At 57.6% G+C, this 12,211-nt stretch carries 14 protein-coding genes; 8 read left to right on the top strand and 6 right to left on the bottom strand.

Annotated elements, in window-relative coordinates:
- The first annotated feature begins 30 nt into the window (after positions 1 to 30).
- From GURA_RS02090 to cyoE, 4 genes are all read left to right on the top strand, one after another.
- A complete protein-coding gene (locus tag GURA_RS02090; protein WP_011937349.1) occupies positions 31 to 621 on the top strand; it encodes a cytochrome c oxidase subunit 3 family protein in 591 nt (196 codons plus the stop codon).
- A gap of 114 nt (positions 622 to 735) precedes the next feature.
- Entirely contained in the window at positions 736 to 999 is a 264-nt protein-coding gene (locus tag GURA_RS02085) for a cytochrome C oxidase subunit IV family protein (protein ID WP_011937348.1), read from the top strand.
- 129 nt (positions 1,000 to 1,128) lie between these two features.
- Positions 1,129 to 1,989 carry a COX15/CtaA family protein gene (locus tag GURA_RS02080; protein WP_011937347.1) on the top strand — a complete coding sequence of 287 codons (861 nt, stop codon included), beginning with the start codon at positions 1,129 to 1,131 and terminating at the stop codon, positions 1,987 to 1,989.
- A 15-nt stretch (positions 1,990 to 2,004) separates the two neighbouring features.
- Complete coding sequence (gene cyoE, locus GURA_RS02075; protein WP_083764737.1) at positions 2,005 to 2,922, top strand: heme o synthase; 918 nt, start codon at positions 2,005 to 2,007, stop codon at positions 2,920 to 2,922.
- Here the strand turns inward: cyoE and GURA_RS02070 are convergent.
- Complete coding sequence (locus tag GURA_RS02070; RefSeq protein WP_011937345.1) at positions 2,919 to 3,581, bottom strand: hypothetical protein; 663 nt, start codon at positions 3,579 to 3,581, stop codon at positions 2,919 to 2,921. The genes cyoE and GURA_RS02070 overlap by 4 nt on opposite strands.
- Before the next feature lie 401 nt (positions 3,582 to 3,982).
- Here GURA_RS02070 and GURA_RS02065 point away from each other — a divergent pair, with 401 nt between their 5' ends.
- Both GURA_RS02065 and GURA_RS02060 read left to right on the top strand, forming a co-directional pair.
- Positions 3,983 to 4,360, top strand: coding sequence for a hypothetical protein (locus GURA_RS02065; RefSeq protein WP_011937344.1), 378 nt, complete (start codon positions 3,983 to 3,985; stop codon positions 4,358 to 4,360).
- Positions 4,361 to 4,374: 14 nt separating this feature from the next.
- Complete coding sequence (locus GURA_RS02060) at positions 4,375 to 4,797, top strand: DUF309 domain-containing protein (RefSeq protein ID WP_011937343.1); 423 nt, start codon at positions 4,375 to 4,377, stop codon at positions 4,795 to 4,797.
- A 23-nt stretch (positions 4,798 to 4,820) separates the two neighbouring features.
- Here the strand turns inward: GURA_RS02060 and GURA_RS02055 are convergent, their stop codons facing one another.
- Positions 4,821 to 5,405 (bottom strand): M23 family metallopeptidase, encoded by a 585-nt coding sequence (locus GURA_RS02055; protein WP_041245220.1) that lies wholly within the window; start codon positions 5,403 to 5,405, stop codon positions 4,821 to 4,823.
- Between the two features lie 121 nt (positions 5,406 to 5,526).
- The gene (gene lipA / locus GURA_RS02050; protein ID WP_268741761.1) at positions 5,527 to 6,405 is read right to left on the bottom strand and encodes a lipoyl synthase; all 879 of its coding nucleotides are present in this window, start codon (positions 6,403 to 6,405) and stop codon (positions 5,527 to 5,529) included.
- Positions 6,406 to 6,905: 500 nt separating this feature from the next.
- Between lipA and GURA_RS02045 the strand changes: the two genes are divergently transcribed.
- Both GURA_RS02045 and GURA_RS02040 read left to right on the top strand, forming a co-directional pair.
- Positions 6,906 to 8,924, top strand: coding sequence for a CxxxxCH/CxxCH domain c-type cytochrome (locus GURA_RS02045; protein ID WP_011937340.1), 2,019 nt, complete (start codon positions 6,906 to 6,908; stop codon positions 8,922 to 8,924).
- Between the two features lie 121 nt (positions 8,925 to 9,045).
- On the top strand, positions 9,046 to 9,357 hold the full coding sequence (locus tag GURA_RS02040; protein WP_041245218.1) for a cytochrome c3 family protein: 312 nt from the start codon (positions 9,046 to 9,048) through the stop codon (positions 9,355 to 9,357).
- Positions 9,358 to 9,529: 172 nt separating this feature from the next.
- On the opposite strand, the gene GURA_RS02035 is transcribed toward GURA_RS02040, so the two are convergent.
- Genes GURA_RS02035 through GURA_RS02025 form a run of 3 tightly spaced genes read right to left on the bottom strand, consistent with a single transcriptional unit; the run spans position 9,530 to position 12,148 of the window.
- Positions 9,530 to 10,345 carry a lipoate--protein ligase family protein gene (locus GURA_RS02035; protein WP_041245672.1) on the bottom strand — a complete coding sequence of 272 codons (816 nt, stop codon included), beginning with the start codon at positions 10,343 to 10,345 and terminating at the stop codon, positions 9,530 to 9,532.
- A gap of 28 nt (positions 10,346 to 10,373) precedes the next feature.
- A complete protein-coding gene (locus tag GURA_RS02030; protein WP_011937337.1) occupies positions 10,374 to 10,844 on the bottom strand; it encodes a peroxiredoxin in 471 nt (156 codons plus the stop codon).
- Between the two features lie 44 nt (positions 10,845 to 10,888).
- Positions 10,889 to 12,148 (bottom strand): acetate kinase, encoded by a 1,260-nt coding sequence (locus GURA_RS02025; RefSeq protein ID WP_011937336.1) that lies wholly within the window; start codon positions 12,146 to 12,148, stop codon positions 10,889 to 10,891.
- Positions 12,149 to 12,211: the final 63 nt, after the last annotated feature.

The raw sequence follows: 12,211 nt of genomic DNA, 5'->3' as shown, positions 1-12,211 counted from the left end.
CCTCGCTCCTCGATCCCGGCGGATAGATATATGACGGAAACGAAACACACAACCGAACAGCAAGGCGCCGCGCTGGAGACCGCCAAGCTCGGCATCTGGGCCTTCCTCGCCACCGAGGTGCTCCTGTTCGGCGGGCTCTTCACCGCCTATACCGTCTTGCGGGTCGGGGACCCGCAGATGTTCCACACCGAATACCTGAAGCTGAACCGGCTGTTCGGAGCGATCAACACGGTGGTCCTCATCACGAGCAGCCTGACGGTGGCGCTGGGGATTGCGGCCATCAGGGAGGGGAAAACCGGGACGCTCAAGCGCTGCCTTCTTCTTACCATCCTGCTCGCCGCCGCCTTCCTCGGCATCAAGTACGCCGAGTACGCGGAGCATTTCGCCCGCGGGGAGCTGCCGCGGACGAACAACTTCTTCTCCCTCTACTACATGATGACCGGCCTCCACGCCATCCATGTCTTTGCCGGCATGGCGGCACTCGCCACGATGCTCGTCATGGCCGGCAGGGGGAAATTCTCGGCGGAGGAGCACACCCCGGTGGAAATAACCGGGCTCTACTGGCACTTTGTGGATCTGGTCTGGATATACCTGTTTCCGCTTTTGTACCTGATCGGCTGAAAAAAGAGAAAATCCACCACGGAGACACCGAGACACGGAGGTTCACAGAGAAAGGCTGATTTTGTGGTTTTCTTTGAGTCTCTGTGGCTCTGTGGCAAAAATGCAAGGAATTCAATGGCCGCTTATCGTACCTGCATCATCGTCTGGATCGCCCTCCTCATCCTGACCGGGGCGACCTGGGGGGTCTCCTACCTGGACCTGAGGATGGGGAACGTGGCGGTCGCCATGGCCATAGCCTCGGCAAAGGCTGCGCTCGTCGCCCTTTATTTCATGCAGCTTCGCTACGAGAACAGGCTGGTCTGGGCGTTTGCCATCTTCCCCCTCTTCTTCCTGGCGCTGATCATCTTCGGCACGCTGGCGGACACGATGTTCAGGTAAGGCTGTTCTACGTTCTACGTTCTACGTTCAAGGTTCGAGGTTCGAGGTTCGAGGTTCGAGGTTACGGTTTGAGGTTTTCAACGTAGAACATAGAACCTCGAACGTAGAACAGCTTTCAAGGAGGTTTCCATGCTCGGTCGTATCACCGTTGCACTCTTTTTTCTGCTCCTGATCTGGGGCAACCTGGTTGCCGGAATGAAGGCGGGCATGGCCTGCCCGGACTGGCCTCTCTGCCAGGGGCGGCTGCTCCCACCGTTCCGGCTGGACATCTGGATGGAATTCATGCACCGGGTGATCGCCGCCACTGCAACCGTTTTTCTCCTGGCCTTGGGTTACGTTCGCTTCAGGAGCTACCATGGAGCGGCAAAAGCGGTCCCCCTGGCAGCCGTCGGTCTCGTCGCAGCGGAGATCGTCATCGGCGGATTTGCCGTTCTCCTGGAACTGCCGCTGCAGCTCACCACCATCCACTTCGTGACCGGCCTGCTGGTCTTTATCTCCGTCCTCTACATGGCCGCATTTGACGGAGAAAAGGAACCGGCAGGCTTCAGCCTCAAAGGATATGCGCTGCTCTTTTTCGGTCTGGGGGCACTGATATTCTCCCAGGCAGCCCTCGGCGCATACGTGCGCCATGCCCAGGCAGGGCTCGCCTGCCCCGACTTTCCCACCTGCCTGGGGCACTGGCTGCCGCCGCTTCTGGATGGGCCGATGCGTATCCATTTTTCCCACCGGCTGCTGGCCTATCTCATCCTCATCACAACGGCCATCCTCTACATCGCCGCCTTGATGGACGAACGCCTCCGCAGGCAGCGCAAGCCGGCCCTCTTCCTCGTCATAACCGGAATCCTGCAGATCGGCGTAGGAGCGGGAGTTGTGCAATCCGGGCTCAACTTCGCGGCAACGGCCCTGCACCTGGCGGTTGCGCTGGCCATGCTCTCGGCGCTGGTCTGGATGTGGGCGCGTGAAGTAATTACAATTTCAAATCAAGGATGAAATCAAGGGGGGTGCATTATCGACCTTATAGCGGAAACAGGGGAAAATGCGGGGAGCGGTTGTGCAGAGAGGAAAGCCGGATGGTGTGCAGCCTTTTTCGTCCTGACCAAGCCGGGAATTGTCGCAGCAGCGACCCTGGCGGGATTTACCGGCATGGTCCTGGCTGGAAGGGGCATGCCCGGAACAAAAGAGTGCCTGATCTGCCTGACCGCGCTGCTTTTGGCCGCCGCCGCTGCTGCCATGATTAATGGCGTCCTGGATGCAAAGCTGGATGCCCGGATGGCGCGGCTGCATAGACGGGTTGCCTCGCTTGAGCGCATTGGAGCGCAGCGAGCAACGGTAGCCGCGGCGGGAATGCTGTTCGCCGCGCTGGCGCTCAGCATAACGTTCCTCCCCCGGCTGACAACGGCCCTGATCCTCCTGGCAATATTCTCTTACACGCCCCTCTATACGCTCTGGTTCAAGCGTCGCTCTCCCTGGGGAGTCGTGCCCGGGGGGATTCCCGGGGCGCTGCCGGTTCTCGTCGGCGCCAGTGCCGTCAGCGGTACCATCAGCAGCGCACCCCTGATCCTGTTTCTCGTCATGCTCCTCTGGCAGCCGCCCCATTTCTGGGCCCTGGCCCTCAAGCACCAGGACGATTACCGGCGGGCAGGCGTACCGACACTGCCCCTGGTCCGGGGAGAGGCGTATACGAAAGTGTGCATCTTTGTCTTCGCCGCCCTGCTGTTGCCCGCGTCACTGGCCCTCTGGTTCACCGGCGCCTGTTCCGCCCGGTTCGCCATCGAAGCACTTTGCCTCGGCTTTTTCAACCTTTTCAGCTGTTATCTCTACCTGGTAAAAAACCGCCGCTTCCAGCGGGCCTTTCAAGCCTCCATCTTTTACCTGCTCGGTTTGCTATCGGCCGTCATCATCGACATCTGCTCCCGGCCTTAGGCAGAAGCATCGGTCAGATGCTTGGCCATAAAGCGCTCGATCCCTTTCAACATTACATCGACGTCGGAGATAGAATACTGGTCGCTCAAGCCGCGCAGGACATCATCCCTGATGCAGCCCCAGTCGCTGACCCGCTGTTGCGTGCCGATGGTATAGACGCCCGCCTTGTAAAGACCTTTGTTCATCTCTTCATGGCTTCCCCGGGGAATGCCCGCCCGCTCGCACAACTCTTTCAGTGCCGATTCCAGAGCGACGACGGATAAAATGCAGGCGGCCTCCTTTTGCCCTGACCGGAGCAGTTCCGATGCCTGGTTAGAGACATATTTCAGGACGGCTTCATGGAGATGATCGTGCAGTTCAAAGGTGTTGCCCCCTTCATAGTCTTCCTGCGCCGCCTTGAGGATACCTTTGCAGGTACTGAAGCTCTCCAGGTAGGCGATATTGATGATCTTGGAATAAATGACATCAAAGTTATGATAATGGACACTCTCCTCGCCGAACACCCGCTGCAGGAGATTCATGGCTTCTGTCGCCCATTCCTGGAATTTGTTCGAATCGACAACGGCCGAGGTGTCGTTGATAAGGACGGTCGCTTCCACCTCCTTTGCCTTTGCCGCCAGATCTTCAAACCTTTTGACAACCATCCTGTCAAGTTTCATGACGATTTCTCCTGGTCAATCATTAACAATCCGCATTCAAACGACACCCGCAAAAATACGTTCCCGCAAGCTATCTTATCGACATGGCGTGCAAAAACTAAAGATAAAGACTCAACTTTTGCAGAACAAAAACACAGCTCAGGTTGCATGAATAGTGCGTTGATTTATGCAAAAAGCGTCAGATGACCCCAAATGATCCCCCCTCCCTTCGATGGGAGGGGGCTAGGGGAAGGGTGAATATGAATATCGAAGAATCACTGTTTTGCACCCCCACCCCATCCCTCCCCCATCGAAGGGGGAGGGGGGACTATTTTTTTGATCTGCCGGGTAGCCGCTTCACATTATCCTTTTTTCATGGTTTAATAGAATGCGAATAGATTTGAAAAGTGTAAGGAGATAATATGGCGAAGGGTTACCAGGCAAACAGGGAACGGCAGGAGGCGATTGCCGAATTCGGCAAGGCGCTGGCCAAGCGGGCGAAATTCTCCTGCGAATGGTGCGAAGGCAAAGGCGACCTGCGACCGTGGGACTACCGCCCCGATGCGGAGCCTACCGAGGAAAACCTGGCGCTCCTCTGCGGCAGCTGCCGGGAGCTGGCCGAGGGGAAGAAGGTCCGGGACCATGAACTGCGCGCCATCCGCAACGCCCTCTGGAGCCCCATCCCGGCGGTCGCCGAGGGTGCGGCGCGGGTGATTGCCCGCTGCACGGAACCGTGGGCGAGGGAAGCGATAGAAGATAGTCTCATCGATGAGACTGTGAAACATGAGTTGCTGGGCTAACCGGAGAGAAGACCATGAACGTCACCAAGTCGACGGATGATTGCCGCCAGGCGCCACCGGAGCAATTGATTCAAGGCATCGGGGAATTCAACGCAGGGGAATGGTTTGCCTGCCACGAGACTTTGGAAGATCTCTGGGTCGGGGCGCCGTGGGGAGTACGCGACCTGTACCAGGGGATTCTCCAGATAGGGGTGGCTCTCCACCACTGGCGGGAAGGGAATTACCGGGGGGCGGTGTTGCTGCTGGAGACCGGCGTCAAGCTGCTGCGCCATGTGGCGCCGGTCTGCCAGACGGTTGATGTGGCCGGACTGATCAAGGAGAGCGAACGGTTGAGAAAAGAACTTGAAAGGCTTGGTCCTGAACGGATGGCCGAACTGGACCGGGAATTGGTCCCGTTGGTCAAATTGCGGGCGGATAACAAGACAAAATGCAGATGATTACCGGCTGATACAGCTGCAACCTACTCGTTGAGGTCTTCGGGGAGGATATTTTCCGGATCGGGACCACCCTTGCCGGCAACGTAGTTTTCAACCCAACCATCCACCTTTTCCTTCAACACATCCTTCAACTTCGTTTCCAGCTGTACGCGCCTCTGCTTCTCATACCCCGGCAGCTGCCTGACCTCGTAATGCACGTGGGGACCGGTGGACCTGCCGGTGCTTCCTGCCAGGGCGATCACCGTATTCGTATCCACGGATTGCCCGACGGTGACCTTCACGACGGAGTTGTGACCATAGAAGGTCACATAGCCGTTGCCGTGATCGACTGCAACCAGATTGCCGTACCCCTTGTACGGCCCGGCAAAATAAACCTTGCCGGCCTGGGTCGGATAGACAGGCGTCCCGAGCGGCACTGCGATGTCGTAACCGTTATGATAGACCATCCTGCCGCTGCCGAACGGATCGAGCCGCCAGCCGACACCTGACGTTACCACCCCGCCGTCTACCGGCGATTGCCGTGCCGCATAAGAAACCTGCGGCAATAATCCCAGAAAAGTTATTGCCAGGAAAAGAAGATATTTCGTAGAACTAAGTAAATTTTTCATACCGTTTGTCATCCATTTGCGCCGGCTTAACACTGTCGTGCGCGTATTTCCATTTTTCAGCAAATCTCGTTTGCAGGGGCAACAGGGAAACCTGCATGTCCCATGCCACGGACAGCGAAAGTCAGCCTTTCATTCCGTACTGTTCAGCATGATAGGAACTGCGCACATAAGGCCCGCTCTCCACATGCTTGAAGCCCATGGCAAGGGCTCTCTCCCGGTAGTTGTCGAAGATTTCCGGCGGCACGTAACCCTGTACCGGATAGTGGCTCCGGCTCGGGGCGAGGTACTGGCCGAGACTAAGGTAGGAGCACCCCACCGCCAGCAGATCGTCCAGGACCTGAAAGATCTCGACTTCCGTCTCCCCCAGGCCGAGCATGAGCCCCGATTTCGTCAGAAGCCGCGGGTCAAGATCGTGGATGATCTTCAGCACATCCAGCGACCGCCGGTAGTCGGCGCCGGACCGGATGTGATAGAGACGCGGCACCGTTTCCAGGTTGTGGCCGCTGATGTCGGGGCAGGCAGCGACAACCGCGGCAATGCTGCCGTGATCCCCCATGAAGTCCGGGATCAGGAGTTCAATGGCGGTTTGCGGCGCTGCCTTGCGGATCGCTGTAACGGTTTGCGCATAAAGGCCGGCGCCGCCGTCCGGCAGGTCGTCGCGGGTCGGGCTGGTGATGACCACATGGGAAAGCTGAAGTTTCTGCACCGCGGCTGCGACCCGTGCAGGTTCATCAGGATCGAAATGGTGGGGCGACTGCTTGGTCACGTTGCAGAAAGAGCAGAGACGGGTACAGATATTGCCGAGGATGAGAAAGGTTGCCTGGCGGCTACGAAAGCATTCGGAAATGTTCGGACAGTGGGCCTCCTGGCAGACGGTATGCAGTTGCAGGTCTCCCAGGAGCCGTTCCATCTCGGCATGGGCCGACGGCGAAATCTTTTTCTGGAGCCATTCGGGACGGCGGGTAATCTTCATTGGGTCACCGGGTTGCTTAGATTGCAGGAGGCACTCGCACCGCGAAAGACGAATGCCTCACACACATCACACTTTAGCCGGATAGAGGTGATAAATCAAGGCGCAATCGACAGGAGCAATCGCGCGCATTGTCTGTCGATTATCTGCCACATACCTTGCTTATCCAATCGGAACTACACCCCAAACAAATGCTGAATGTAACGCAGAGCCGCAGAGACGCAAAGAAAGACACTTCACAAAAATCTCTGCGCCTTTGCGTCTCTGCGTTAAGACAGGTTTTTTCGATCTTGCATTGCACTCTTCATACATACCTTTCTTTTCCGTATCCAATTCGCATAAACTGCTATTTAAGGCGAAGAAATTGCATACTTTGAAGTACTTATCAATCATTCCGCCATTAAAGGCAATTAACAAGTAATGGAAAATCTCAATAATGGTTATTTGAACGGTATTTTGTCTAAATGCAGTGATTTGACGGGTAGTTATCTGCTACAGGAATCCGGCGGACAGGGTGCAAGGAGGAACGCTTGAATAATCATTGTCGGCGAAAAATGGTTTCGATATTCTTATTAACGGTCTGGCTGGTCTGCATATCGATAACGGCAGAGGCGGCGATCCAATGCTATGAATGCCATGGCAGCAAGGATTCGCACGATTACCGCCCCGTCGATGCCCCTTATCGCAACATCACAAGCGGCGGCTTCGAAGGGAATCATCGCGCCCATGTGGACAAAAGCACGGATTTTTCCGAGTGCGCCAGATGTCACCCCGGCAGCGCCTCCTTCAGCTCGGCCCATCGTGACGGGCTGATCAAGCTGTCCGCCAACATCAACGCCTCGCCGCTGGAGGCTCAGTACAAAAACGCTACCTCCGCCTTTCTCCAGACCGCCAACCCGATTCTGGGCACCTGTACCAACGTCAACTGCCATTTCGAGCGGATTACGCCTGTTTGGGGCGGGCCGCGCCTGGCATATCCCGCAGACTGCAATGCCTGTCACGGTACACCGCCCTCCGGCGGCGAGACCGGCAACGCGGGCAGTCATACCCGACACAACGACTATTATGGCGGCGTCGACAACTGTAAAAAATGCCACGCCGATCACAGCACATTTTCCCACGCCACCAGCGTCGGAAGGAATCTGGTCGTTACGCCCCGCGACCCGGCGGATGTCCCTGCCGGGAGCTACAGCGGGCCGTTGGACAACTACCTCCCCAGCCAGTCGAAGACATTCGGCAACTGCGTCAACACTTACTGCCACAGCGACGGATCGTCGGTGGCAACCGGCGTTGTACCTGCCAATGCCTCCGCACAATGGGGAACAACGCAGACATGCGGCAGTTGCCATAGCGTCCCCCCCGCTTATGCAGCCGGCATCAAGGCAAACAGCCATCAGGTCCCCGAACATGCCCCGTGGAGCTGCAACAAATGCCATGCCGGCACGACCTCCGACGGCCTCACCATCACAAACCCTGCTGTTCACGCCAACGGCGCATATGATGTCAGCCCCGCTTCACCGGAACTATTCACCGGTTACGGCTACTCTTCAACCGGCGGAACCTGCACTAATGTCGGCTGTCATTTCAACAACGCAAGCCGGCAATGGGGGACCACCCTCGCCTGCGATGCCTGCCATGACAGCCCGCCGACGACCCCGGCGCACCTGAAGCATTTTGGCGGGACGCTGGCTAACGCGGCATACGGAGATGTGCGGATCGCCCAGGACTTCAGCGCCAATGCCCCCGCATACATCATGAACTGCGGCAACTGCCATCCCATGGACACGTCAAGGCACCGGAACGGGGCGGTGGAGGTAGAACTGTACAATCCGGCGGCGCCGGAAGGTTCGCTCAAAAAGAGAAATCCCGCGACCGCCTCGTACACTCCCGGAACGGATATTCTTATTGACAGCAGGGGCTTCGGTTACACCAAAGGCGCCTGCAACAACATCTATTGCCACAGTTACAACGACTGGACAACACCGGGAGGGGTGCCGCAGTCAAGCGACTGCTCATCGTACATCCCCCCCAATCTTGAAACTGCGAGGGTGTACAGGAGCATGACCTGGGAATCCGGGCCGCTCTCCTGTTCGGGCTGCCATGGCCTGGCGCCACGCTCATCCCTGCCGGCCAATGACGGCGGATCGGGCAACAGCCACGCATGGATCGATGGCGAAGGCTACGAGAACCTGCATAACTACAACATGCAATTCGACCCGATCAGTTGCAGCTACTGCCACAACGATACGGTAAAAACCATCAATAGCTGGACGCGTGACGCGAAGTACGTGGCAACCCTTGGCGATGTCCCCGTCGCCAATTTCGCAAAACATGTCAACGGCACGGTCGATGTGGCATTCGACAAGGTCAACAACTTCCCATACAATACACCTTACAGCCTATCCTCAGCGACATACGATCCGTCAACAAAAACCTGCTCCAACGTCTCTTGTCATAAGGGGCAAACCTCGGTAAAATGGGGGACGCCGTACCGGTATTACTATGAGATCGAATGCGACAGGTGCCACAAGTATGGGTATTGCCCCTGAGAATACCGACCCGTGATAAACAGGATAAGTGCGTTAACGATAGCTGGCTAAAAGAGCCGCGGGAGGCGGGATTACGATGAGAATAATGATTTGTGCGTTAACCGCACTATGGATGGTTGGCATGACAAGCGGTGCAAGCCCGGCGAGTGCAGAGTCAATCACAACAGCGCATAAAGCCTGTAATGACTGCCATCTGCGCGGAGCGAAACTGAAAGATATGCCGTTGAACGAGCTCTGCCTGGCATGTCATCCGGCCAATGCCACCGACCACAAACTTGGCGTTGTCCCCCCCATCCTACCCAAAGGTCTTCCCCTCGACAGGGAAAACCGGATAACCTGCATCACCTGCCACGAACCCCACGGCAAAGGGACCACCGGCCATCTATTGAGGCTGGAGCAGAACATCCTCTGCATTTCCTGCCATCCGGTCTAGCTTTGATTTCTTATAAAGCATAGTGTTCGTTAGAAAATTGCACTGACTCTCCAAGCCATAAAACCAGCACATTCCACCCTCCCCCAACCCCTCCCATCAAGGGAGGGGAGCTTTAAAGTCCCCTCGCCCCTTGTGGACCCAAATTGCGGGCCTAAAGGAGAGGGCTAGGGTATCAGCCCTCCCCCGAGACATTCCACGAGTCCCGGCAATATTTGCCGGTTCGAAGCGCTTCTGCGGAGCATTGCTCCCGGCCGGTCAGCGTATCGGGGCTCAAAAGAACATTAAAACACTCCCTGAACGACGCGGCGACGAGTTCCTTCAGATGTTCGACAGGCACCGCCACGCCCAGTTCTGCCAGGCTGGCAGTGCTCCGCTCAAGGTCCGGCGGCGCTTGCCGAAGAAACCCGAGCGCTGCCGAAACACATGGTTGCAAAGGGATCGAGCCATGTTGAAAGATCACCCCTTTCCTGCGGCGCTGGGCATTCCCCCCGATTTTGCGGCCGGCGACGATGATGTCGTACTCTTCCTTGCCGGCAAAGCAGAAGTCCGCACGCCCCCCGAGCTTCACAGCCGGATGGGTATGCTCGACGGCAAAGGATGCATTGAGCCCCAGTTTGCGGTAGGTAAGAAGGATAAAGCCGCAGAGGCGCTCGAAGGATTCCTTGACCGTGCGGGCCTGGGGAATGTGCCCTGGAGCACAGACAATGCTGTAAGTCAGCTCTTCGGCATGGTAAATGACGCCGCCGCCGGTAATGCGCCGTACGACCTGAATCCCCTCACCGGCGCAGCTCGCCAGATCGAGCACTTCGGCTGCCTGCTGGTAACGGCCCAGGGAAAGCGCAGGCGGATGCCAGCCGTAGAGACGGAGGACCGGCAGAGATTTCTCAGGGACAAAGCCGGCAAGCAGTGCCTCGTCAACGGCCATGTTGGCGGCGCCGTCAAGCGGCCCCGTATCGACGAGACGCCAGGTGTCTTGAGCTGACTTCATGGAAACATGCAACTGGTTTTTCCCTTCCTCAACCGTGCATCTTTTGCAGAAATTCCATCACCGCAGCGGGATGCTCTTCAGCCTTGGCTACCCGGGACCAGTGCTTGACGACAACGCCGTCGGGACCGACAACGACCGTGGAGCGAATCGTCCCCATGCTCTTCTTGCCGTACTGCACCTTCTCTCCGAATGCGCCATAGGCCTGCATCATGGTCGTTTCCGGGTCGGAAAGGAGGACGAAGGGAAGGCCGAAATCCTTGATGAACTTGTCATGGGACTTCAGGCTGTCCCTGCTTACCCCCAAGAGCGTCACATCCCGGTCGAGGAGGGTCTTGTGCAGGTCGCGGAAGCCGCACGCCTCCTTGGTGCACCCCGGTGTATTGTCCTTCGGATAAAAATAGATGACGACCGTTTTCCCCGCATATTCCGCGAGTGTATGCCTTTTCCCATCGCTTCCTTCCAGATCGAAGGCTGGCGCCTTTTTCCCTTCCAGTGACATGAGTACCTCCTGATAGTTGCGTTATGGCCGGCTCAAAGGCAGGACTACTCGCCGGCAGAGCGGGCAAAGGAATAATCGAAGCGGGCGGGATCGCTGCTCTCTCCCGCCAGGATGGCGGCCACATCCTCGACAAAAACCAGTTCCTCGTCGGTGGGGACGACAAAGAGCTTGACCGGAGAATCATCGCTGCTGATCAGCATTTCTCCCCCTCCGGCAAGGGCCAGCCGGTCCCTCTCGGCATCCAGCCTGATGCCGAAGTGCTCCATCCCCTGGAGCGCCATCCCCCGCACCGGCCAGTCCGCCCACCCCTCGCCATAGGCAAAGACGATGGCATCGAGCGGCCCTGTCACCGCGCAGTAAGAACCGATGTATTTTTTCAACCGGTATGATTCCAGCTCCAGCGCTGTCTTGCAGCGGGGATCGCCGACGCGGGCTTCTTCCAGAACGGTGCGGCGGCTGGTATGGCGACCGGTTATGCCGATTACGCCGCTTTTCTGGTTGAGGACCATGTCGAGCTCATGGGGAGACATGTCCGTCTCCCGCATCATGAACGGAGGAATGCCGGGGTCTATGTCGCCGCAGCGGGTCCCCATCATCGCCCCTTCCAGCGGGGTGAGCCCCATGCTGGTATCGATGGAGATGCCGTTCTTTATGGCACAGAGCGAGACCCCGTTGCCGGTATGGACGGTAATCAGGCTGCACTGCTCTGCCGGCTTGCCCAATAGGTCAGCCGCCCGTTTCGAGGCGTAGAGGTGAGACTGGCCATGAAAGCCGTAGCGCCTGACGCCGTATTTTTCGTACCACTCGTAGGGAAGCGGGTAGATATAGGCGGCGGGAGGCATGGTCTGGTGGAAGGCGGTATCGAAGATGGCCACGTGCGGGATATCCGGCAGGATCTCCATGGCGGCCAGGATACCGGCCATATTCGGCGTGTTGTGCAGGGGGGCCAGCTGCACCATCTCGTTGATGGCGGCCAGCACCTCATCGTCGATGAGCATCGAACTGGTGAATTTTTCACCGCCGTGCGCCACCCGATGGCCGATGGCGGTGACTTGGCCGGAGGTGTCGATCACCCCGACCTTGCCGTCGCTAAGGGTAGTCAGGATCAGTTCTACCGCGGCGCGGTGATCGGGACATTCCTGTTCAAAATGGTGGACGCTACGCCCCGGCACCTTATGGGTAATGAAGGAATCGCCTACCATCACCCTTTCGACGGCGCCCCGGGCGAGGACCTTCTTCTGTGCCCAGTCGAACAGCTGGTACTGGACGGAAAATCTCCTGCAATTGAGGGTCAGAATAAACATGTAATACTCCAAGTCAGTTGGCTTTGAAATTCCTGAAGTGTCGGTCTTCAGCAAAACACCCGA

Origin of the sequence: Geotalea uraniireducens Rf4 (assembly GCF_000016745.1) — a bacterium.
Taxonomy (GTDB): Bacteria; Desulfobacterota; Desulfuromonadia; order Geobacterales; family Geobacteraceae; genus Geotalea; species Geotalea uraniireducens.
The sequence above is the reverse complement of the archived record's forward strand: the minus strand, read 5'-3'. Positions and strand labels throughout refer to the sequence as shown.

What these genes read in the sequence shown, in the direction of transcription:
- GURA_RS02090 (WP_011937349.1), top strand. Translation starts at nt 31, where the DNA reads ATGACGGAAACGAAACACACAACCGAACAGCAAGGCGCCGCGCTGGAG.
- GURA_RS02085 (WP_011937348.1), top strand. Translation starts at nt 736, where the DNA reads ATGGCCGCTTATCGTACCTGCATCATCGTCTGGATCGCCCTCCTCATC.
- GURA_RS02080 (WP_011937347.1), top strand. Translation starts at nt 1,129, where the DNA reads ATGCTCGGTCGTATCACCGTTGCACTCTTTTTTCTGCTCCTGATCTGG.
- GURA_RS02070 (WP_011937345.1), bottom strand. Translation starts at nt 3,581, where the DNA reads ATGAAACTTGACAGGATGGTTGTCAAAAGGTTTGAAGATCTGGCGGCA.
- GURA_RS02065 (WP_011937344.1), top strand. Translation starts at nt 3,983, where the DNA reads ATGGCGAAGGGTTACCAGGCAAACAGGGAACGGCAGGAGGCGATTGCC.
- GURA_RS02060 (WP_011937343.1), top strand. Translation starts at nt 4,375, where the DNA reads ATGAACGTCACCAAGTCGACGGATGATTGCCGCCAGGCGCCACCGGAG.
- GURA_RS02055 (WP_041245220.1), bottom strand. Translation starts at nt 5,405, where the DNA reads ATGAAAAATTTACTTAGTTCTACGAAATATCTTCTTTTCCTGGCAATA.
- GURA_RS02040 (WP_041245218.1), top strand. Translation starts at nt 9,046, where the DNA reads ATGACAAGCGGTGCAAGCCCGGCGAGTGCAGAGTCAATCACAACAGCG.
- GURA_RS02035 (WP_041245672.1), bottom strand. Translation starts at nt 10,345, where the DNA reads ATGAAGTCAGCTCAAGACACCTGGCGTCTCGTCGATACGGGGCCGCTT.
- GURA_RS02030 (WP_011937337.1), bottom strand. Translation starts at nt 10,844, where the DNA reads ATGTCACTGGAAGGGAAAAAGGCGCCAGCCTTCGATCTGGAAGGAAGC.
- GURA_RS02025 (WP_011937336.1), bottom strand. Translation starts at nt 12,148, where the DNA reads ATGTTTATTCTGACCCTCAATTGCAGGAGATTTTCCGTCCAGTACCAG.